The sequence below is a fragment of the Streptomyces sp. NPDC002690 genome (genome assembly GCF_053592415.1).
In genome coordinates, this window is sequence record NZ_JBSFVR010000006.1 from 1 (window position 1) to 20,782 (window position 20,782).

The 20,782-nt window shown below is 72.6% G+C and carries 22 protein-coding genes; 15 read left to right on the top strand and 7 right to left on the bottom strand.

The window, feature by feature from the left end; translation table 11 throughout:
- Positions 1 to 263, bottom strand: a 263-nt coding sequence (locus ACWD3D_RS01585; protein ID WP_451458900.1) for an electron transfer flavoprotein subunit beta/FixA family protein, incomplete at its 3' end; no start/stop codon positions are given.
- Positions 264 to 373: 110 nt separating this feature from the next.
- Here ACWD3D_RS01585 and ACWD3D_RS01590 point away from each other — a divergent pair.
- Positions 374 to 1,150 carry a TetR family transcriptional regulator gene (locus ACWD3D_RS01590; protein ID WP_451458901.1) on the top strand — a complete coding sequence of 259 codons (777 nt, stop codon included), beginning with the start codon at positions 374 to 376 and terminating at the stop codon, positions 1,148 to 1,150.
- 114 nt (positions 1,151 to 1,264) lie between these two features.
- Positions 1,265 to 1,648: a Zn-ribbon domain-containing OB-fold protein gene (locus tag ACWD3D_RS01595; RefSeq protein ID WP_451458902.1), complete on the top strand. Its 384-nt coding sequence runs from the start codon at positions 1,265 to 1,267 to the stop codon at positions 1,646 to 1,648.
- Positions 1,649 to 1,772: 124 nt separating this feature from the next.
- Here the strand turns inward: ACWD3D_RS01595 and ACWD3D_RS01600 are convergent, their stop codons facing one another.
- On the bottom strand, positions 1,773 to 2,468 hold the full coding sequence (locus tag ACWD3D_RS01600; protein ID WP_451458903.1) for a type 1 glutamine amidotransferase domain-containing protein: 696 nt from the start codon (positions 2,466 to 2,468) through the stop codon (positions 1,773 to 1,775).
- A gap of 519 nt (positions 2,469 to 2,987) precedes the next feature.
- Between ACWD3D_RS01600 and ACWD3D_RS01605 the strand changes: the two genes are divergently transcribed.
- Together ACWD3D_RS01605 and ACWD3D_RS01610 are read left to right on the top strand one after the other, a co-directional pair.
- The gene (locus tag ACWD3D_RS01605; RefSeq protein WP_451458904.1) at positions 2,988 to 3,779 is read left to right on the top strand and encodes a GNAT family N-acetyltransferase; all 792 of its coding nucleotides are present in this window, start codon (positions 2,988 to 2,990) and stop codon (positions 3,777 to 3,779) included.
- A gap of 117 nt (positions 3,780 to 3,896) precedes the next feature.
- Positions 3,897 to 4,769 carry an inositol monophosphatase family protein gene (locus ACWD3D_RS01610; RefSeq protein ID WP_451458905.1) on the top strand — a complete coding sequence of 291 codons (873 nt, stop codon included), beginning with the start codon at positions 3,897 to 3,899 and terminating at the stop codon, positions 4,767 to 4,769.
- 93 nt (positions 4,770 to 4,862) lie between these two features.
- Here ACWD3D_RS01610 and ACWD3D_RS01615 read toward each other — a convergent pair whose 3' ends face one another.
- Complete coding sequence (locus ACWD3D_RS01615; RefSeq protein ID WP_451458906.1) at positions 4,863 to 5,690, bottom strand: nucleotidyltransferase domain-containing protein; 828 nt, start codon at positions 5,688 to 5,690, stop codon at positions 4,863 to 4,865.
- Between the two features lie 85 nt (positions 5,691 to 5,775).
- On the opposite strand from ACWD3D_RS01615, the gene ACWD3D_RS01620 reads away from it, so the two are divergent.
- The 3 genes from ACWD3D_RS01620 (at position 5,776) to ACWD3D_RS01630 (ending at position 9,516) form a co-directional block, all read left to right on the top strand.
- Positions 5,776 to 7,194 (top strand): phytoene desaturase family protein, encoded by a 1,419-nt coding sequence (locus tag ACWD3D_RS01620; protein ID WP_451458907.1) that lies wholly within the window; start codon positions 5,776 to 5,778, stop codon positions 7,192 to 7,194.
- A gap of 271 nt (positions 7,195 to 7,465) precedes the next feature.
- Entirely contained in the window at positions 7,466 to 8,941 is a 1,476-nt protein-coding gene (locus ACWD3D_RS01625; protein ID WP_451458908.1) for an AlkA N-terminal domain-containing protein, read from the top strand.
- Positions 8,942 to 8,991: 50 nt separating this feature from the next.
- Positions 8,992 to 9,516: a methylated-DNA--[protein]-cysteine S-methyltransferase gene (locus ACWD3D_RS01630; protein WP_451458909.1), complete on the top strand. Its 525-nt coding sequence runs from the start codon at positions 8,992 to 8,994 to the stop codon at positions 9,514 to 9,516.
- Between the two features lie 107 nt (positions 9,517 to 9,623).
- Here the strand turns inward: ACWD3D_RS01630 and ACWD3D_RS01635 are convergent, their stop codons facing one another.
- The 3 genes from ACWD3D_RS01635 to ACWD3D_RS01645 all read right to left on the bottom strand — a co-directional run bounded on the left by ACWD3D_RS01635 (position 9,624) and on the right by ACWD3D_RS01645 (position 11,758).
- A complete protein-coding gene (locus tag ACWD3D_RS01635) occupies positions 9,624 to 10,208 on the bottom strand; it encodes a TMEM165/GDT1 family protein (protein WP_451458910.1) in 585 nt (194 codons plus the stop codon).
- Positions 10,209 to 10,446: 238 nt separating this feature from the next.
- On the bottom strand, positions 10,447 to 11,196 hold the full coding sequence (locus ACWD3D_RS01640) for an SIR2 family NAD-dependent protein deacylase (RefSeq protein WP_451458911.1): 750 nt from the start codon (positions 11,194 to 11,196) through the stop codon (positions 10,447 to 10,449).
- A 64-nt stretch (positions 11,197 to 11,260) separates the two neighbouring features.
- Positions 11,261 to 11,758: an NUDIX domain-containing protein gene (locus ACWD3D_RS01645; RefSeq protein ID WP_451458912.1), complete on the bottom strand. Its 498-nt coding sequence runs from the start codon at positions 11,756 to 11,758 to the stop codon at positions 11,261 to 11,263.
- 197 nt (positions 11,759 to 11,955) lie between these two features.
- On the opposite strand from ACWD3D_RS01645, the gene ACWD3D_RS01650 reads away from it, so the two are divergent.
- The 3 genes from ACWD3D_RS01650 (at position 11,956) to ACWD3D_RS01660 (ending at position 14,723) form a co-directional block, all read left to right on the top strand.
- Positions 11,956 to 12,720, top strand: a complete 765-nt coding sequence (locus ACWD3D_RS01650; RefSeq protein WP_451458913.1) for a hypothetical protein — start codon at positions 11,956 to 11,958, stop codon at positions 12,718 to 12,720.
- A gap of 49 nt (positions 12,721 to 12,769) precedes the next feature.
- A complete protein-coding gene (locus tag ACWD3D_RS01655; RefSeq protein ID WP_451458950.1) occupies positions 12,770 to 13,417 on the top strand; it encodes a class F sortase in 648 nt (215 codons plus the stop codon).
- Between the two features lie 190 nt (positions 13,418 to 13,607).
- Positions 13,608 to 14,723 (top strand): glycerate kinase, encoded by a 1,116-nt coding sequence (locus tag ACWD3D_RS01660; protein WP_451458951.1) that lies wholly within the window; start codon positions 13,608 to 13,610, stop codon positions 14,721 to 14,723.
- Positions 14,724 to 14,762: 39 nt separating this feature from the next.
- Here ACWD3D_RS01660 and ACWD3D_RS01665 read toward each other — a convergent pair whose 3' ends face one another.
- Positions 14,763 to 15,485, bottom strand: coding sequence for a helix-turn-helix domain-containing protein (locus tag ACWD3D_RS01665; RefSeq protein WP_451458914.1), 723 nt, complete (start codon positions 15,483 to 15,485; stop codon positions 14,763 to 14,765).
- 377 nt (positions 15,486 to 15,862) lie between these two features.
- Between ACWD3D_RS01665 and ACWD3D_RS01670 the strand changes: the two genes are divergently transcribed.
- Genes ACWD3D_RS01670 through ACWD3D_RS01690 form a run of 5 tightly spaced genes read left to right on the top strand, consistent with a single transcriptional unit; the run spans position 15,863 to position 20,750 of the window.
- Positions 15,863 to 16,660, top strand: coding sequence for an ABC transporter ATP-binding protein (locus ACWD3D_RS01670; RefSeq protein ID WP_451458915.1), 798 nt, complete (start codon positions 15,863 to 15,865; stop codon positions 16,658 to 16,660).
- Positions 16,648 to 17,472, top strand: coding sequence for an ABC transporter ATP-binding protein (locus ACWD3D_RS01675; RefSeq protein ID WP_451458916.1), 825 nt, complete (start codon positions 16,648 to 16,650; stop codon positions 17,470 to 17,472). The genes ACWD3D_RS01670 and ACWD3D_RS01675 overlap by 13 nt, the downstream gene beginning before the upstream one ends.
- Positions 17,469 to 18,359: a branched-chain amino acid ABC transporter permease gene (locus tag ACWD3D_RS01680; protein ID WP_451458917.1), complete on the top strand. Its 891-nt coding sequence runs from the start codon at positions 17,469 to 17,471 to the stop codon at positions 18,357 to 18,359. The genes ACWD3D_RS01675 and ACWD3D_RS01680 overlap by 4 nt, the downstream gene beginning before the upstream one ends.
- Before the next feature lie 37 nt (positions 18,360 to 18,396).
- Positions 18,397 to 19,503, top strand: coding sequence for a branched-chain amino acid ABC transporter permease (locus tag ACWD3D_RS01685; RefSeq protein ID WP_451458952.1), 1,107 nt, complete (start codon positions 18,397 to 18,399; stop codon positions 19,501 to 19,503).
- Complete coding sequence (locus tag ACWD3D_RS01690) at positions 19,500 to 20,750, top strand: ABC transporter substrate-binding protein (protein WP_451458918.1); 1,251 nt, start codon at positions 19,500 to 19,502, stop codon at positions 20,748 to 20,750. The genes ACWD3D_RS01685 and ACWD3D_RS01690 overlap by 4 nt, the downstream gene beginning before the upstream one ends.
- Positions 20,751 to 20,782 lie beyond the last annotated feature (32 nt).

The following is a 20,782-nucleotide window of genomic DNA, read 5'->3' on the forward strand; positions in this document are numbered from 1 at the left end:
TCGACGTGCACCGCCTTGTCCGCACCCATCGACAACGCCTTGCGCAACGCGTCCTTCGCGTCCTCCGGACCCACCGTCACCACGGTGACCTCCGCCTCGTCCGCCGCGTCCGCGATCTGCAACGCCTGCTCGACCGCGTACTCGTCCAGCTCCGACAACAGACCGTCCACATCCTCACGGTCCACCGTCAGGTCATCGGCGAACCCCCGGTCACCGGTCGCGTCGGGCACGTACTTCACACAGACAACGATCCTCAAGCTCACGCCGGCTCTCCTACCTGGTGGTGGTTCGTAGTGTCGAGATTATGGCACTCAGTACCCTCTGTAAAGGTACGCAGTGCCAGATCGACGTGTCCGGTGCTACGTTGCGCGGCATGACCGATGCGCGCAGACCAGCGAAGAAGGCTCCCATGCGGGAGGGGCTCGCCGAGGCGGCGTTCGAGCTCTTCGTGGAGAAGGGCTTCGAACGGACCACGGTGGACGACATCGTGGCGCGCGCCGGGGTCGGACGCCGCTCGTTTTTTCGCTACTTCCCGTCGAAGGAGGACGTGGTCTTCCCGGACCACGAGAGCTGTCTCGCGGAGACGACGGCCTTCCTCGCCGCTGCCGAGGCCTCGGAGATCGCGGAGGGCAGGGACGCCCCCGACCCCATCGGCACGGTCTGCGACGCGGCACGGATCGTGCTGGGCATGTATGCGGCGAAGCCCGAATTCTCGGTCCAGCGCTACCGGTTGACCCGTGAGGTGCCGGGGCTGCGGAGCTATGAACTCTCCGTCGTACGGCGGTACGAGCGCACCTTCGCGGGGTACCTCCGGCACGCCTACCGTGACCTGCCGGACGGCGTGCTGCGGGCGGAGGTGGCCGCCGCCTCGGTCGCGGCGGCGCACAACAACGGCCTCCGCCTCTGGCTGCGTTCGGGCGGTGAAGGGGATGCCTGGGCGGCCGTCGACAACGCCCTCGACGTGGTGCGCGAGTTGTGGTCCACCCGGGCCGGATCCGTGGGGCTCGCCGTGCAGGACCTGCGCGGCGCGGACGGGCCGGAGGGTGCGGCGGAGGGGGCCGCGCGGGACGTGATCGTCATGGTCGCGCAGCGCGGAACCCCGATGTGGAGGGTCGTTCAGCAGATCGAAGCGGCCGTGGGGCAGGACTGAACGCAACAATCGGCACTCAGTGTCTTTACGGCTAGGCACTGAGTGCCATATGGTGCGGACGCGCCGCCGCTGCCGAGACGCGGCGCGTCCGAGCCGAGCGCAGGGGGTCCCGACATGTTCCCGTCAGCAAGTGGCACCGTGCACAAGGTGGCCGAAGAAGCCGGGCTGCCCTATCAGCGTTGCCGCTGGTGCGGTACGGCCTCCTTCCGGAGGCTGCTCTGCCCGATCTGCGCGTCGAGCGACTTCACCCCGGAGCGCAGCTCCGGAGACGGAGTCGTCGTGCGGACCGCGGTCGTCCACCGCTACACCGAAGATGCCCGCAACGAATCCCTGGTCAGATTCCCGGAAGGGTTCGTCTTCCGCTGCCAGGTCGTGGGGGCCGCCCCGCATCTGGTGGAGGTGGGCGCCCGGGTGCGCCCGCTCCCGGCCGAGGAGCCGGAGGCGGGCGACGTGATCCTCGAACTCTGCCAGCCGCCCGCCCACCGGGACTGGTACTGACCACGACCGGCGAGCGGGTGCCGGTCCCGACCGGCCCGAGATGGCAAGGGCGGTGCGGGGGCGGTCCCGACCGGCCCGGGAAGGCGAGGGCGGCGCGGGGGCGGTTTCGGGGCGAACGGGAGCCTCAGCCGAGCCTCTTGATCATTTCAGCGGCCAACGGCGCCGACGAAGCCGGATTCTGACCGGTGATCAGGTTTCGGTCGGTGATCACGTACGGCGCCCACGGGTCGCTCTCCTGGAAGTCCGCGCCCAGCTCCACCAGCCTGTCCTGGAGCAGCCAGCGCGCCTTGTCCGCGAAGCCCGCCTGGGTCTCCTCCGCGTTGGTGAACCCGGTCAGCCGGTACCCCGCGAAGGTGGGGGAGCCGTCCGGGCGCTTCGCGGCGAGCAGGGCGGCCGGGGCGTGGCACACCACTCCCAGCGGCCTGCCCGAATCCAGGGCGCGGGTCAGCAGATCTCCGGACACCGGGTCGACGGCGAGGTCCTCCATGGGCCCGTGGCCGCCGGGGTAGAACACCGCGTCGTACTCCTCCAGCCGGACGTCGTCCAGGGCCAGCGGCGTGCGCAGTTCGTCCATGCCGTCCAGCGTCGCGGCGATCCGGTCGGCGTTCTCCTGGCCGCCGTTGACGTCCGGCGCCAGACTTCCCCGGTCCACCGTGGGCTCGACCCCGCCCGGCGTGGCGACGACGACCTCGTGGCCCGCCGCCTTGAACGCCTCGTACGGGGCGACGGCCTCCTCGGCCCAGAAGCCGGTGGGGTGCTTGCTGCCGTCCGCCAGGGTCCAGTGGTCCGCGCCGGTCACCACAAACAGGATCTTCGCCATGTCGCACATCTCCGGGGTCGTGGGGGTCGTGGAACGTGTCGACGGTATGCCGACCTGTCGACCGTAGGACGGACCTACCCGGTGATGCCAACCGGCCGGGGCCGGAAGGCGAGCCCGATCCCCGGCCGAGGGCTCCCGGCGCCCGGGCCGCGCACCGGCTGCCGGGGTCCGCGGGCCCCCGGGAATTCCCTTGCCCGCCATGCCCCGGCGGTGACAAGCTGATGCGGATCTCGCTACGGAGAGCGTTCCTTCCGGGTCTCCCGTACGCGCACGAACGGAACATGAAGGAGTGAGCCTGTGCCCGCGGCGACCACAGCGGCCGTCGTCGGTCCCCGCCGGTAGCCCCAGCGGCACCGGCCGGTACCACGCCCCGTCCGACGGCGGCCCCACGAGGCGGTGCCCAGGCACCGTCCGCTTCTCCCTGCCGGGAGAGCCATCAGCTCGCGTGTCTCCGCCGGTCCTGTCACGGTCCGTGGGAGCCACGCTTCCTCCTGTCACTTTCGTGAGGTCGACATCATCGTGGACACCGACGTCCAGAGCTTTGCCGTCGCCAACCTCCAGCGCCGTCCCGACGTCGTGGAGACCGGCGGATTCGTAGCGGGATTCGATCCCGCCACGGACAGCCCATTCATCAACTACGCCACCCCACTGCCCGGTGTCCGGCCGACGGGCGCCGACGTGGACTCCCTGATCGAAGCCTTCCGCACACGCGGGCTGCTGCCGCGCCTGGAGTACGCGCCGGACGCCGCCCCGGCCGTGGAGGCGGCGCTGCGGAGCGCCGGCTTCACGGCCGAGGAAACGCATTCCTACCTGGTCTGCACCCCCGCCACCCTGATCCTGCCGCCGTCCGGTGGCGGGGTCGGCAAGGACGGCGGGGGCGGCGAGAACCCGGCCCCCCTCGTGCGGATCCCGGCCTCGGAAGAGGAGTACGCGGCCGTTGACGCCGCCCTCTCCGAGTCCTTCGAGGGGGTCCACGCATCCTCCGCGCAGGGCGTGACCCGCCTGCGGAACCTCCAGGAGAACGGCGGCGCGGTCCGCTTCGTGGCGGCGCCCGACGGGACCTGCGCGGGCGCCGCCTCCTGCTCCGCGCCCGCCGTGGGCACGGCGGAACTCGCCGGGGTCGGCACCCGCCCCGCCTTCCGGGGCCGGGGCATCGCCGGCGCGGTCACCGCCGCGCTGACCGGGACCATGTTCGACCGGGGCGCCGACTCGGTCTGGCTGGAGTTCTCCGGTGAGGGCTCACGCCGTGTGTACGAGCGGATCGGCTACAGCCCGCAGGGCACCCGGCTGTACATGAGGCTCGAAGCCTGACCGCCCCGGGCGGGGCGACCCCTCCCGCAGGGGCCGCCCCGCCCGGAACCGGTGGTTTCACGGCCCGGAAACCCGTCCGCCCTCGGGGGTTCGGCCGGACCGTGCTTAGCTGGAGACATGATCGATGATTTTCTCGCCGAATACGCAACGAACACCCAGGACGCCGCCGGCGCCGGGAGCATCGGGCAGGTGGCGGTGGTCGAGGAGGCGGTACGCGCGGCGGTGGCCGCCGAGATCACGCCCCGCCACCGCAAGCTCGCCGCCGACGACATCATCGAGAAGAACGGGCCGCACGACCTCGTCACCAGCGCCGACCGCGAGGCGGAGAAGTACCTCACCGCCGCGCTGAGCCGCATCCTGCCGGGATCGGTGGTGGTCGGCGAGGAGGCCGTGCACGCCGACCCCGCCGTGTACGGCGCGCTGTCCGGGGACGCGCCGGTGTGGATCGTGGACCCCGTGGACGGCACCCGCCAGTTCGTCCGCGGCGAGGCCGGATTCTGCACCCTCGTCGCACTCGCCCACCACGGTGAACTCATCGCCTCGTGGACGTACGCCCCCGTGCTCCAGCAGATGGCCGTCGCCGTACGCGGCAGGGGCGCCACGCTCAACGGGAAGCCGCTCAGGTCCGGCTCGCCCGAGCCCGGCGCCGTACTGAGGGTCGCCATGTCCCACCCCGACTTCACCACCGAGGAACAGAAGCGCGCCCTGCTCGGTCTGCGGACCGAGGGGATCGAGGCGCGCGCCTGCGGTTCGGCCGGGCTCGAATACCTGGCCGTCGCCCGTGGCGACCTCGACGGGCTCGCCTTCAACTGGGAGTTCGCCTGGGACCACGCGGCGGGGCTGCTGCTGGTCGCCGAGGCCGGCGGCTCCCACGCCACCCTGTCCGGCGCGAAGTTCAGGCTGGCCGGCGACAACGACCTCCCGTTCGCGGTCGGCCGGGACGAGGCGACCGTGGCCCGCATCCGCGAGGCACTGCTCGGCGACGCCTGAGCGGCAACACCCGGGGGTGCGCCCCGGGGAGAGCCAGTCGGTGCGCCCCCGCGGGGAGTTCGGCGTGCCCACTCGGCGCCGGGCCGCAGTCCCTCACTCCCGCCCGCGCGTCAGTACCTCCCGCGCCTCGCGCACCAGCTCCCGGGCCGTGTCCACCGCCGCCGGCCCGAGGTCGCGCAGCGCCCGGGCCACCCGGTCCGCGAAGCCGGGCGGGGTCTGTGGCAGCAGCGCCGCAGCGGCCAGTGCACCCTTCTCGTTGAGGCACCAGGTGCGATGGTGTGCGTGCAGCGCCTGAGCGAGAATCCCGAACGCCCGCGACAGGCAGAGGGAGACGTGGAGCGTGTCGCCCGCAGGGGCCGACTTCGCGGCGGCGCCCACCAGGAACTCCGCCTCCCACGCCCCGTCCGCGAGGGCCCGCCGCAACGGCTCCGGATACAGCCGGACTTGTTCCTGAAGAAGCGTCAGTTCACCCATCGGGTCGGAGAGTACGCGCCCGAGCGCGACCTCTCCGGGATAGCAGGGCGACCAGAAGCCCAGCGGATGGCCCGGCTGCACTCCGACTTCGTACCGCCCCTCGCGGCAGTCGGCCCAGACCGTTTCCACCCGGTCCAGGTCCCTCAGGATCCAGTCGACCGGCACCCCGTCGACCCGCAGCCAGCCGCCCCCGTTCACCCAGGGCCCCCAACTGCCCGGCCCCTCCACCGACGCGGGCGCTCCCTGGACCTCGGAGGCGAGGGCGACCAGAGCGCCGAGATCGGGCGAACCCCGGTAGTAGAGGCCCAGATCCCAGTCCGAGTCGGGGCGGTGGGTGCCACGGGCCCGGCTGCCGCCGAGGGCCACCGCACGGATACCGGGCACGCGGACGAGCCTGTCGGCCATGGCGGCGACGGCGGACGCGGTCTTTCCCGCAGAATCGGTCATCGGAGCGGAGGGTACCCACGCGTACGCCGCCCGCGCGCGGGAATATCCTGGTTCCCCTGCCCGCCGTCCCGCGAAGGAGCCCAAGGTGTCGCCGTTGCTTGACGCAGTCGTCGTGGGGGCCGGGCCCAACGGACTGACCGCCGCCGTCGAACTGGCCCGCAGGGGCCTCGCGGTGGAGGTCTTCGAGGCGGCCGACACCGTCGGAGGCGGTGCCCGTACCCGCGAACTGACCCTCCCCGGCTACCGCCACGACCCCTGCTCCGCCGTCCACCCGCTCGGCATCGGCTCCCCGGCGTTCGCCGGAATGCCGCTCGCCGACCACGGACTGGAGTGGATCCAGCCGGAAATCGCCCTCGCCCACCCGTTCCCGGACGGTACGGCCGCCGTGCTCAACCGGTCGGTGGGGGAGACGGCCGCCTCCCTCGGTGCCCGGGACGCGGGTGCCTACCGCCGGCTCGTCGCCCCGTACCTCGGCCACTGGGAGACCCTCGCCCAGGACTTCCTGCGCACCCCGTGGCTCGGCCTCCCCCGCGACCCGTACCGCTGGGTGCGCTTCGGACTCGACGCCCTCCAGCCCGCCACGCTGCTCTCCCGGCGCTTTTGTGACGAGAAGGCCCGCGCGCTCGTCGCCGGCCTCGCCGCGCACGCCATCGCCCCCACCTCGGGGGTGGCCACCGGCGGGATCGCCCTGCTCTTCGCCCTCGCCGCGCACGCCAACGGCTGGCCGGTGCCCCGGGGCGGCTCGCAGTCGATCTCCGACGCCCTCGCCTCGTACCTGCGCAGCCAGGGCGGCACCATCCGTACCGGCATCGAGGTCAAGCGCCTGGACGAGCTGCCGCCCGCCCGCGCTTACGTCTTCGACACCTCGCCGACCTCGCTCGCCCGGATCGCCGGACTCGGCAACGCCTACCGCCACTACCGCTACGGCGCCGCCACCTTCAAGATCGACTACGCGCTCTCCGGCCCGGTCCCCTGGACGGCCGAGGAAGCCCGGCGCGCCGGGACCGTGCACATCGGACCGACCGCCCCCGAGATCGACGCCGCCCTCCGGGCCGCCGTCGACGGCCGCGACCCGAGCGTCCCGTTCCTGATCACCGCCCAGCCGAGCCTGGCCGACCCCACCCGCGCCCCCGAGGGACGCCACGTCTTCTGGGTGTACGGACACGTCCCGGCACGCTGGGAGGGTGACGCCACCGAGGTCATCGAGCGCCAGCTGGACCGTTTCGCACCCGGCTTCCGCGACCTGGTCCTCGCCCGTGCGGTCGCCGGACCGCGGGAGCTCGCCGCGCACAACGCCAACTACGTCGGGGGCGACATCGCCTGCGGTGCCTTCGCCGGACTCCAGACCGTCATCCGCCCCAAGCTCGCCCGCGTCCCCTACGCCACCGCCCACCCGGCCGTCTTCCTCTGCTCCTCGGCGACCCCGCCCGGCCCGGGCGTCCACGGCATGTCCGGCCACCACGCCGCCCGCGCGGTCTGGCGCAGCCTGCGCGCCGCACGGTGACCCCGGCAGGTCCCGCCGCGCACTGATCCCCGACAGGTCCCGTCGCGTCCGCCGCTCCGGTACGGGGGCGTGGGGGGATCTCCTCGGGCGGTGCGAAGTCGCGGACCGAACCCGATGACGGCGATACGCACGCATGTGTGCCGGCCGGGTGTGCAGACAGAGAGGGGCGGGGTGCTCCCTCGCGTTCCCGGACTCCGGCAGCCGGGAACCGGTCCACCTCCATGTCGGATTTCCGCCAGCTCCGGCCTCCCGGGTGACCGATGCTTGAAACATGCACACCGACACCGAGCGCTGCGTGCGGGCCGTCCAGTCCAAAGACGCCCGCTTCGACGGATGGTTCTTCACGGCGGTCCTGACCACCCGGATCTACTGCCGTCCCAGCTGCCCCGTCGTGCCGCCCAAGGTCGAGAACATGACCTTCTACCCCAGCGCGGCGGCCTGCCAGCAGGCGGGTTTCCGGGCCTGCAAGCGCTGCCGGCCCGACACCAGCCCCGGCTCACCGGAATGGAACGCCCGCGCCGACTCCGTCGCCCGCGCCATGCGCCTCATCCAGGACGGGGTGGTCGACCGCGAGGGCGTCCCCGGCCTCGCCTCCCGCCTCGGCTACTCCGCCCGCCAGATCGAACGCCAGCTGCTGGCCGAACTCGGAGCCGGCCCGCTCGCCCTGGCCCGCGCCCAGCGGGCCCAGACCGCGCGGGTCCTCATCGAGACGACCGCGCTGCCGATGGCCGAGGTGGCGTTCGCCGCCGGGTTCTCCTCCATCCGCACCTTCAACGAGACGGTCCGCGAGGTCTTCGCCCTCGCCCCCGGCGAACTGCGCACCCGCGCCGAACGCGGGGCCAAGGCCGCCTCGACCCCCGGCGTGATAGCGCTGCGGCTGCCGTACCGCGCCCCACTCAACCCCAGCAACCTCTTCGGCCACCTCGTCGCCACCGCCGTCCCCGGCGTGGAGGAGTGGCGCGACGGCGCCTACCGACGCACCCTCGCCCTGCCCCACGGCCACGGCATCGTGGCGCTCTCCCCGCGCCCCGACCACATCGCCTGCCGCCTCCAGCTCACCGACCCGCGCGACCTCACCCTCGCCATCAGCCGCTGCCGCCGCCTGCTCGACCTGGACGCCGACCCGGTGGCCGTGGACGGCCAGCTGCGCACCGACCCGCTGCTCGCCCCCCTGGTGGACGCCGGTCCGGGGCGGCGGGTGCCCCGGACGGTGGACGGTGCGGAGTTCGCCGTACGCGCGGTACTCGGCCAGCAGGTCTCCACCGCCGCCGCCCGCACCCACGCGGCCCGGCTGGTCACGGCGTACGGAAAGCCCGTGGAGGACTCCGAGGGCGGGCTCACCCACCTCTTCCCCACCCCGGAGGCGCTGGCCGGGCTGGACCCCGAGGCGCTCGCCCTGCCGCGCAGCCGGCGCACGACACTCACCACCCTCGTCGGAGCGCTGGCGGACGGCTCGCTGCGGCTGGACGCCGCCGACACGGACTGGGACGAGGCCCGCGCCGCGCTGACGGCGCTTCCCGGCTTCGGCCCCTGGACCGTGGAGGTGATCGCCATGAGGGCACTCGGCGACCCGGACGCCTTCTGCCCGACCGACCTCGGCATCCGGCGCGCGGCCGAGCACCTGGGGCTGCCGTCGACCCCGGCGGCGCTCACCGCGAGGGCGGCCGGATGGCGGCCCTGGCGTGCGTACGCCGTGCAGTACCTGTGGACCGTCGACGGGCACCCCATCAACCGGCTGCCCGAGTGACCCCGGCCCGAACGAGTGCCGTCACCCCCGACCTGCGAAAGAAGCACCCCATGAGCACCACCGTTCTCCCGCACACCAGGACCCACACCCTGCTCGACAGCCCCTACGGCCCGCTCACCCTCGTCGCCACCGACGGAGTCCTCAGCGCCCTGTACATGACCGAGCACCGTCACCAGCCACCGCGCGAGACGTTCGGGGAGGAGGTGGACGCCGATTCCTTCGGCGAGACGGTGCGCCAGCTGGGGGAGTACTTCGACGGGACGCGTACCGAGTTCGACCTGGCCCTGCACCTCGAAGGCACCCCGTTCCAGCGGACCGTGTGGGCCGAGCTCCAGCGGATTCCGTACGGCGAGACACTCTCCTACGGCGAGCTGGCCGGCCGGCTCGGCAAACCCGGCGCCTCCCGCGCGGTGGGCCTGGCCAACGGCCGCAACCCGGTCTCGATCATCGTCCCGTGCCACCGGGTCATCGGCGCCTCGGGGAGCCTCACCGGATACGGCGGCGGGCTCGACCGCAAGCAGCGCCTGCTGGCCTTCGAACGCGGCACGGAGAACGACACCCCGGCGCTGTTCTGAGCGAACGGCACCCCTGCCCGGTTCTACGAGCCGGAGCATGAAGGAGCCCGGTGACCGACTCGGCGGTCACCGGGCTCCTCCACACCCGCGCTCGTGGGCGGGACCCGTCAGCCGGTGAAGATCTCGATCGCCGTCCAGATCGCCAGGCCGAGCATGCACACCCCGCCGACCCGCTGGACGGTCTTGAGCGGCACCCGCTTGGCGATGAACCGCCCGGCCAGCAGCGCCAGCGCGGAGACGGACATCAGAGCGGCGGCGGAACCGATCGCCACCGACCAGGCGCCGTTGCTCGCGGCGAGGTTGGCCGTGGTGATCTGGGTGAGGTCGCCCCACTCGCTGATGAAGACGGCCATGAACGCCGTTCCGTAGACGGGCCAGAAACCGGTGACGGTCTTGACCTCGTCGTCCTCGTCCTCGTCGTCACCCCCGCCGCGCAGCAGCATGAAGGCGCCGAACGCGAAGAGCAGGGCGGAGACCAGCTTGACGATCCAGTCGGGCAGCAGCCCGAGCAGGCCACCCGCCCCGACCGCGATGGCCACGTGGACGATGAACGCGGACGACGTGCCGAACCAGACGTACAGGGGCTTCATGCGGGTGCCCATCGCCAGCGAGGCGAACATCGTCTTGTCCGGCAGTTCCGCGAGGAAGATGAGCCCGAAGGCGGTGATGATCGCCAGGGGGTCGAGGTGCATTCCGGGTGGCTTTCTGTGAGAGCCGGGCCCCGGGCCTTCGCGAAGCGCCGCACGGGCTTTCGGAGGACCACTCGGCCCGGCACGACGCAGCACCCGCGGGGAGCGGGCGTGTCATACCTGACCGAAGGTCTCGCCCACCCATCGGATCCGACGGGCCCGGCCACCGGGAATCCGGGGATTCCAGTGTGTCGACGACCGGTTTTCGGGGCTACTCCCCTTCGCAGCCATCAACACTACCTCACGTGCACCCGGCGGCTCGGTCCACCCCGCCCGCCGCCAGCCGTTCCAACAGCGCGGGGAGCGCCGTACCGATGGGCTCGCGCACCACCTCGTCGGCCCGGTCGTCGTACGGGGTCGGTTCCGCGTTCACGATGATCAGCCGGGCCCCGTGGTCCGCGGCCAGACCGGCGAGCGCCGCCGCCGGATGCACCTGGAGCGTCGTACCCACCGCGACGAACACCTCGCACCCCTTGGCGATCGCCACCGCCCGGGCGAGTACCTCCGGGTCCAGCCGCTCGCCGAACATGACCGTGGCCGGCTTGAGGACGCCCCCGCAGCCCGTGCACGCCGGGTCGGCCTCGCCCGCGTCCACCCGGGCCAGCGCGTCGGCCATGGGGGAGCGGGCGTGGCACCGGGTGCAGACCACCTCGCGGGCGCTGCCGTGGAGCTCGACCACCTTGCGGGCCGGGAGCCCGGACTCCTGATGCAGACCGTCGATGTTCTGCGTGAGGACCCGCACCGCCGCGCCGGAACGCTCCAGGTCCGCCACCGCGCGGTGGGCCGCGTTCGGGCGGGCGTTCAACGCCGCACCGGCGCGGTGCATCTGCCAGGACCGGCGACGGACATCCGGATCGGTCATGTAGAAGTCGTAGGTGACGAGCTTCTCGGCCTCCGGGTCCCGGGTCCACAGCCCGTTCGGGCCCCGGTAGTCGGGAATGCCGGAGTCCGTGGAGACACCGGCACCGCTGAGGATCGCGACGAGAGTCATGCGGCGAGCCTACGGAGCGGGAACGCGTCCGACGATCGGATTTCTGCCCGCTCCTGGCGGCCCGTCAGAGGGCCGGCGGCCGGCCGTCCTCCAGTTCCAGCGCTCCGGTGCCCGAGTCCAGCGCCTCCAGCGCGGCTTGCACCCGCAGCAGAAGCGAACCGAGCAGGTGATCCGGGAGGGCGGACCGCTCCACGAGCTTCCAGGACAGCAGTTCCTCCTCCTGGAGGACGATCTCCGCCAGTCGCGCTTCACCGAGCACCCCGCCGTCGAACAGGTACGCCGCGATGGGCGGGCGGTGCGGCCCGCGTACCCAGTCCACCACGAGCAGCCGGCCCGGCTCCAGGTCGAGGCCGATCTCCTCGGCGGTCTCGCGCCGCGCCCCCGCCCGAGGGCTCTCACCGGTGTCCGACTCGATCGTCCCGCCGGGCAGCGCCCAGCCGTCCCGGTAGTTCGGCTCGACCAGCAGGACCCGGTCCGTCGCATCGCGGAAGAGGCAGGCGGCGCCCGCCAGGATGCGGGGGAGACCGGCGATGTACGTGGCGTAGTCGTCAGTTGTGGTCACCACGCCAGATTAGAGGCCGCCGTCGTGGCCGACGGCGGCTTTTGGCCCCGCACGTCCCGGACCCGCCGTGTATGGGCCGGTGGGGGGATTTCCGACGGACTCTCGGTCACGCCGGACCCTTCTTGTGGATCACCTGTGACATCCCTTGGGAGCCCTCTCATTAGTACGACAATCGTTCTGGCTTCAAGGAGTCACGCATGCCCATCTCCGCCTCCACCCGCACCCACGCCCTCCGTGCCGGCACCCTCGTCGCCGCCGCGGGCATCGCGCTCCTCTGCGCCCCCGAAGCTCTCGCCCTTCCCGGCGACAGCGGTGACCTCACCATCGTGGAGGTCCGCAACGCGGGTCGCGACACCCGTGGAAACGGTGGCTCGATCTGCCAGTTCAGGCTGTCGGCCAACAACTTCGAGACCCTGGCCTCGGTCGCCTGGACCATCACGGAGCAGCCGCTGACCATTCCGCCCGGCAACGCGCTGGCCGGTACGCTCCCGCTCGCGCAGGGCAGGGCCCGCAGCCCGCTGTACCAGCTGCCGGACGGCACCTACCAGCTCCAGTGGGTCGTCCCGAGCAGCCTGACCAAGCAGCGGACCTTCGTCGTCAACTGCCCCGACGGCAACGCCGGTGGGCGAGGCGGCAGCGAGCGCAACCAGGGTGGCGGCCAGGCCGCCGACAACCAGGCGACGGGCACCACGGCGGCCGACGCCACGGCCGCCGACACCACGGCAGCCGACGCGGCGTCCTCCGACAGCACGGCCGCCGACACCAAGGCATCCGGCACCCGCCCGTCCGGCGGGGTTCCCGCGGGCGGTGGTGGCGTCGCCACCCTGGAGACCGCGAGCTACGACGGCGACACGGGCCCGGGCGTGGGAACCACCGCGGCCGTCGCGGCGGGAGTGGCCGGACTCGCCGGGCTCGTCCTGGCCCGTCGGGCCGCCCGTCGTCGCGCCCGTGGCGAGGCGTAGCACTTCGCGACGGCGGCGCCGAGGCCCGAGTCGCGCATGCCGTCTCACTCTGACGTTGTGCGCGACCTTCTGCCTCGTGGCAGGCATCGTCCGGGTGTGCGGTGACTCGTCCGACGATGCGACGGTGCACACCGCCGCCCGCGGCTCCGATGCCGCGGGCGGCGGGTCGCCGCCGTTCCGGAGGGCTCCGCACCGGATGCCGGAGAACATCCCGGAATCCCACCCGCCCCTGAGCCCCTCCCGGGCGGTGAAGGTGGCGATCCCCGCCATCTACATCGAGGCCCCGCTCGTCGGCCTGCGCCTCGACGCCAAGGGCCGGCTGGGTGCCCCACCGATCAACCGGCCCAAGGTGGCGGGCTGGTACCAGGACGGGCCGTCCCCGGGAGAGGCCGGCACGGCGCTGATCGTCGGCCACCGCGACACCGAGACGGGCCCGGCCATCTTCCTGAACCTGAACGCGCTGCGCAGAGGTGACGCCGTCAGGGTCGTACGCGCGGACCGGCGGACCGCCGTCTTCACCGTCGACACGGTCAAGACCTACCGCAAGAGCGAGTTCCCCGACGAAAAGGTGTATGGGGCGACCGACCGGCCGGAACTGCGGCTGCTGACCTGCGGCGGACGCTTCGACAAGAAGACCGGCTACTCCGCCAACGTCGTCGTCTTCGCCCACCTCACCTCGCTCACGAAAACCGCCTGAAGAGATCCACGAGTCCTCGACGACGGGCCGCACGCCTCGCGCGCGGCCCGTCGGGCGCGTTCAGGGGCGAGCCGAGCGGGCTGCCGGGCGCGGGCCATGGGCAGATCAGGCAGGTGCGGATAGGGTCGAGCGGCACGATAGCTTGTTCGACAGCGAAGGATGCAGGGTGACGGACGGGGCAGCAGCAGAGATGGCGACCGCGCGGGTGCTGGTCGCGGCGGACAAGTTCAAGGGCTCACTCACCGCGGCGCAGGTCGCGGAGCGGGTGACCACCGGACTGCGACGCGTCGTGCCCGGACTGCACGTGGAGACGCTGCCCGTGGCGGACGGCGGTGACGGCACGGTCGCCGCCGCCCTCGCCGCCGGATTCGAGCGCAGGGAAGCCCGGGTGACCGGGCCGCTCGGTGAGCCCGTGGACGCCGCGTACGCGCTGCGTGCCACCACGGCCGTGGTGGAGATGGCGGAGGCATCCGGGCTGCAGCACCTGCCGCAGGGCGTGTTCGCCCCCCTCGCCGCGACCACGTACGGCTCCGGCGAGCTGCTGCGGGCCGCACTCGACGACGGCGCCCGGACCATCGTCTTCGGCGTGGGTGGCAGCGCGACCACGGACGGCGGTGCGGGCATGCTCACCGCGCTCGGGGCCCGGTTCCTGGACGAGGACGGCCAACCGGTCGGTCCCGGCGGCGGCGGACTCGCCCGCATCGCCCGGGCGGACCTCTCCGGACTCGACCCGCGCCTCGCCTCCGTGGACCTCGTCCTCGCCAGCGACGTCGACAACCCGCTGACCGGCCCGAAGGGCGCCCCCGCGGTGTACGGACGCCAGAAGGGGGCCACCGACGAGGACATCGCGGTCCTGGACGCCGCGCTCTCCCGCTATGCGGCCGTACTCGGCCCCGAGCAGGCGGCGCTGCCCGGCGCAGGCGCGGCCGGCGGTATCGGCTACGGCGCGCTGGTGGGGCTGGGAGCCCGGTTCCGCCCGGGTATCGAGGTGATGCTGGACGTGCTGGGGTTCGCCCCCGCGCTCGCCCGCGCCACGCTGGTCGTCACCGGTGAGGGGTCGCTCGACGAGCAGACCCTGCACGGGAAGGCCCCCGCCGGTGTCGCGGCGGCGGCGCGCGCGGCCGGTGTCCAGGTCGTCGCGGTGTGCGGCCGACTGGCGCTCGGACCCGAGGAGTTGGACAAGGCGGGCATCGCGCGCGCCTATGCTCTCGCGGAGCTGGAACCCGACCCCGCCGTCTCCATGGCCCAGGCCGGGCCACTGCTCGAACGGGCGGCGGAGACGATCGCCCGAGACTGGCTCGGCTGACCGGCGTCGCGCCTCACGGTCTGGCGCCTACCGGCCCGTTCACCGCGGCCGAGGCGCCAGCCGGAGCGCGTCCAACGCCAGGGTCAGTTCGACCAGTTCGCGCGGCCAGGACAGTGACCTCGCGGTCAGCCGTTCCAATCGGCGCAGCCGGTTGAGCACCGTGTTGCGGTGGCAGTACAGCCGGACCGCCGCCCGCCCGGCAGAACCGCCGCACTCCAGCCAGGCGTCCAACGTCCCCACCAGTACGTCGCGTTCGGCCTCGGGAAGGGTCAACAACGGCCCCAGTACACCCCTGACCAGGTGGTCCGCCAGTTCCGGCTGACTCGCCACCAGGGCTGCGGGCAGGCACCGCTCCAGCGCCACGACCGTCGTCCCGCCCGGCGGGCACGCCAGCAGCGCCACCTCGGCCAGCCGCCGGGCCGTGGGAAGTGCGGCCAGCCCCTCGACCGCGGGACCGATACCTCCCCGCCCTGCGCGCAGCTCGTTCAACCGCCGTGCCAGCCACACGGGTTCACGATCCCCGAGGGCCACCACGCCCAAGTCCCGCTCGGGCCCCGGATGCCAGAGGAGCCGGTCCCGGTCCACCCGCGGGCCGGTACCCCAGCCGCGGTCGGTTCCGGACGGCAACGCCACGACCGCGTACCGCCCGTGCTCCGGCAGGTCCAGGGCGGCAGCCGCCCGCCCGGCCAGCTCCGGCGTCACGGGACCAGTCAACAGATCGACGAGCAGGTCCCGTTCCCCCTCGTCCTCGTGCCTCGGCATCCCCTCACCCTTCCCCGCGAGCCGGGAGGCCGCGCGTCGTGGCGAGGATGACACCGGCCCCGCCTCTCCCGGACCGGAGCGCGCCGCCTCTGTGCACGCGCACAACGCCGTGCCTTCCTCGCTGGTCGCCCGCATCGAGTCCGCCGCACGCCGTGGACGCGCGGCGGGCACCGGTGCTGGTCTGTGGATCCCGGGGAACCGGGTGCGCCGCACCGGGGCCACCCTGCCGAGGCGCTTCGGCGTCGGCGCCCGCACCGGGCGGGCCGCCCGGCAAGGCGGCGCGCACCGATCGCGACGGAGCAGGCCGGACCCGGAACCGACCGGGCCGCGCGACGGCCCGGGGACACCACGACGAACAGGCGGAAGGAGGAGGACGCATGGCAACACTGGAGATCCGCTCGCTGTCCGTGGGCTACGGCCCGGTACGGGCCCTGCGGGACGTCTCGGTCGACGTGCCGGCCGGCACCATCACCGCCGTGCTCGGCGGCAACGGCGCGGGCAAGACCACGCTGCTGCGGGCCGTCTCGCGGACCCTCGGCTTCCACCGCGGAAGCGGCACCGGCACGATCCGTTTCGACGGCCGGCCCCTGGACGGGCTGAGGCCCGCACAGGTGGTCGCCGCCGGAGTGGTCCAAGTGCCCGAGGGACGGCAGGTGTTCGCCCGGATGACGGTGGCCGACAACCTGCGGGCCGGGGCCCTCGGAGCCCGCGGGGGACGCAAGGAGGCGGCAGCGGCACTGGCCCGCGTCCACGAGTTGTTCCCGGTGCTCGCCCAGCGCGCGCACCAGCGGGCCGGACTGCTGTCCGGCGGCGAACAGCAGATGCTGGCGATGGGGCGGGCCCTGATGGCCGGTCCCCGCCTCCTGTTGCTGGACGAACCGTCCCTCGGCCTCGCCCCGCTGATGGCGGCGAAGATCGCTGAGACCGTCCAGGAGATCAACGCGGGCGGCACCTCCGTGATGCTGGTCGAGCAGAACGCGGCCATCGCTCTGCGCCTCGCCTCCACCGCGTACGTCCTCGACGTCGGCGAGGTCGCCCTCGGCGGACCGGCCGGGGAACTCGCCGCCTCCGACGAGGTGCGCCGCCGGTACCTCGGCGTCGTGGACGAGGCGGCGGCCGAGGACGCCGGTGCGGCGGCCACCGCCTCGCGCACCCTGCGCAGGTGGTCGGCGTGACCACCACACCCGTCCCCGCCGTCGCCCCACCGGCCACCACCTCGCCCGCCCCGCTCGTCGTCCGCGACGTGACCGTCAGGTTCGCCGGGCTGACCGCCCTCGACGGGGTGTCCTTCACCGTCGAACCCGGCAGCGTGCACGCCGTCATCGGCCCCAACGGAGCCGGGAAGTCAACGACGTTCAACGTCCTCTCCGGCGTCTACCGGGCCACCTCCGGCACCGTGCACCTCGGCACCACCAAACTCACCGGGCTCCCCGCGCACCGGATCGCGGCCCTCGGCGTCGCACGTACCTTCCAGAACCTCGCGCTCCCACCGCACGCCACCGTCGCCGAGAGCCTGCTGCTGGGGCGGCACCGGCTGATGCGCACCGGATTCCTCGCGGCCGGACTCCGGCTGCCGTCCGCCGCCCGGGAGGAGCGCCGCCACCTCGAACGAGTCCACGAAATCGCCGAATTCATCGGAATCGAAGCGGAGCTGAACCGGCCTGCGGGGTCTCTGCCCTACGGAGCGCAGAAGTTGGTCGAACTCGGCCGGGCCCTCTGCATGGAGCCCGAAGTGCTGCTCCTGGACGAACCCGTCGCGGGCATGACCGCCGACGAACGCCGACGAACGGCCGCCGTGGTGGCCGGAGTCCGCGACAGCCTGGGCATCTCCATCGTGCTCGTCGAACACGACATGGGCGTGGTGATGCGGCTCGCGGACGCGGTCACCGTACTCGACTTCGGACGCAGGATCGCCGAGGGAACTCCCGCCGAGGTCCAGAGCGACCCGGCCGTCGTCCGCGCCTACCTGGGAGAAGAACAGGAATGACCACCTTCGTCGAACTCCTCCTGGGCGGCCTCTCCATCGGCTCGGTCTACGCCCTCATCGCCCTCGGATTCGTCGTCATCTTCAAGGCCACCGAGGTCGTCAACTTCGCGCACGCCTCCCTGCTGCTCGCCGGCGGATACGTCACCGCGGTGCTCCACGACGACATCGGCTTCTGGCCCGCGCTCGCCGCGGGCATCGCGGGCGCCGCCGTCGTCGGAGCAGCCGTCGAGTTCCTCGTCATGCGCCGTTACCGGGGCAGCGACCACAGCGTGCTGGCCATCGTGACCATCGGCGTGGACATCCTCCTCACCACCGAGCTCACCCGGCGCATGGGCACGGACGTACTGCCGCTCGGCGACCCCTGGGGGAGCGGAGTCGTCACCGTCGGCGGGGTCACCCTCGCGCAGACACGGATCGCCGCCTTCGTCGCCGCCGCGCTGCTCATCACCGTGTTCCTGCTCGCGTTCCGCTTCACCTCCTGGGGCGTCTCGATGCGAGCCGCCGCGGAGAACCCGCAGACCGCGGCCCTCATGGGCATCAGGCTCGGCCGGGTCTCGCTGTCCGCCTGGGCGGTGGCCGGGGCGCTCGCCGCCGTCGCCGCCCTCTTCCTCACCGTGTTTCCCACCCCCGGACTCGAACGGGCCACCTCGCTCGCCGCTCTCAAGGCGTTCCCAGCGGCGATCCTCGGTGGCCTCGACTCGACCACCGGAGCCCTCGCCGGCGGACTGCTCGTCGGCGTCACCGAGTCCTTCGCCACGGGTTACCAGAGCGATCTCTCCTTCCTCGGAAGGGGAATCGGCGATCTCGCGCCCTATCTGGTGATGCTGATCGTCCTGTTGATCAGGCCCGCCGGACTCTTCGGCACGAAGGAGCCGGCCCGTGTCTGAGACCACGCCGGACGCCGCGCGTGACAGCGCGCCCGTCCTGCTCACCCCGCCGACCGCGCCGGGCACGAAGCCCCCTGCGGCCCATGGCTACCTCGAACGCCTCCGTGGCCCGCGTCCGTACCTCTGGCTCGCCGGATCGCTGCTGCTCCTGGCGTTCCCCTTCTACCTGGACCGCTTCTGGCTCCAGGCCGGGCTGTTCGCCATGGCCGCCGCGATCGGCGCGATCGGGATCAACCTGCTGACCGGCGCGACCGGCCAACTGTCCATGGGACACGCCTTCTTCCTCGCGGTCGGCGCGTACGGCTACTGCCTTCTGGCGGGGGAGCCGAGCGACGAGAACGGCCACACCCTGACCGGACTGGGCCTGCCGACCTGGCTCGCGGCGATTCTCGCCGTGGCGCTGGCCGGGCTGGCCGGCGGGATCTTCAGCCCGATCGCGGGCCGCCTGCGCGGCGCCTACCTCGGTATCGCCACCCTGGCGCTCATCTTCATCGGCCAGCACGTGCTGTTCAACGCGGGCTCGCTGACCGGCGGATTCAACGGCCGTGCCGTGCCCCCGCTGTCGGTGTTCGGGTTCACCTTCGACGACTCCGAACTCGTCGTCGCCGCAGTGCCGTTCGAGTCCTCCGAGAAACTCTGGTACCTGTCGCTCACCGCCCTCCTGCTCAGCGGCCTGTTCGCCCGGGGCGTGCTGCGCGGCAGGCCCGGCCGCGCGCTCAACGCCATCCGGGACCACCGGATCGCCGCAGGGGTGATGGGCGTCCCGGTGGCCCGGTACCGCGCCGGGGTCTTCGTCCTCTCGTCGATGTACGCGGGCCTGGCGGGCGTACTGCTCGCCCTCGTCTTCCAGCGGACCGTCCCCGAGTACTTCGGCATGGCCCTCTCGCTGGAGTACCTCGCCATGATCGTCATCGGCGGTCTCGGCACGGTCGCCGGCGCCGTGGTCGGCGCCGCCTTCGTCTCCCTGCTCCCGCAGGTGCTCACCCACTACAGCGAGTCCCTCCCGCTGGTCTCCGCCCCCGGTACGGGCGGAATCGCACCCGGCGAGGCGTCCCGCTATCTCTACGGCGCCGCGATCGTCGCGGTGGTCCTGTTCATGCCCGGTGGCCTTACGCGTCCGAAGAAAACAGGGGAGAAGAAATGAGAAAGCGTGCAATCGGAGCCGTCGTCGCGGCTCTCGCCCTCACCCTCGCGGGGTGCAGCGGAAAAGCCACCGAGGGGAAGGACACCGAGGCGGACAAGGGCGGCATCAAAACCGGCCAGGGCGTCACCGACTCGGCCATCACCCTCGGCTCGCTGACCGACATGACCGGGGTGTACGCGTCACTCGGCAAGAGCGTCACCCAGGCCCAGCAGCTCTGGGTGAAGCAGACCAACGCCGCCGGCGGCATCTGCGACCGCAAGATCGAGCTGACCGTGCGCGACCACGGCTACGACCCGCAGAAGGCGATCGCGGCGTACACCGAGCTCGAACCCGAGGTCCTGGGCTTCACCCAGTTCATCGGCTCCCCGTTCGTCGCCGCCGTCGAGCAGCGCGTCGACGGCCAGGACCACGGGCTGGTGCTGCCGCAGGCGTGGTCGGCCAACCTGCTCGGCTCCCCGTACGTCCGCGTCATCGGCGCCACCTACGACGTCGAGACGATCAACCTGATCGACTACCTGCTCACCGAGAAGCGCATCGCCAAGGGCGACAAGATCGGCCAGGTGTACTTCGAGGGCGACTACGGCGAGAACGCGCTCGCCGGGGCGAAGTACGCGGCCGAGCAGTCCGGCCTCACCGTCGTCGAGCAGAAGATCAAGCCCACCGACAACGACATGACGGCGCAGGTCTCCGCGCTCAAGCAGGCGGGCGTCAAGGCGATCATCGTCAGCGCGGGCCCCCGCCAGGCCGCCTCGCTCGTCGGGGTCGCCGCCGCGACCGGCTTCAAGGTTCCCGTCGTCGGCAACAACTCCGCCTTCGCGCCGCAGCTGCTGGCGACCCCGGCCGGCCCCGCACTGCTGGGCGACTACTACGTCGCCGCCTCCACCCTGCCCATCGGTGACCCGGGCGCGGGGCCGTCGAAGCTGGCGAAGGAGTACGCCGCCGAGTACCCGAAGGACGGCCTCGACAACGGCGTCGTCGCCGGGTGGACGGCCGCCTCCGTCTACGGCGAGGCCCTGAAGAAGGCGTGTGACGCCAAGGACCTCACCCGTGAGGGCGTCGACAAGGCGCTGCTCACCATCAAGGGGTACGGCGCCGACTTCGGTATGTCCCACGACTTCACCGACCCGAAGGCGCCCTCCACCCGGCAGAGCGTCATCATGAAGCCCGACACGAAGGTCCCGGGCGGCCTGAAGGTGATCCGCCCGGCTGCGGTATCGCCGGCGGCGGAGTCGTACACCCTGAAGTAGCCCACCCGCACGACGAAGTCCGCGGCCCCCGG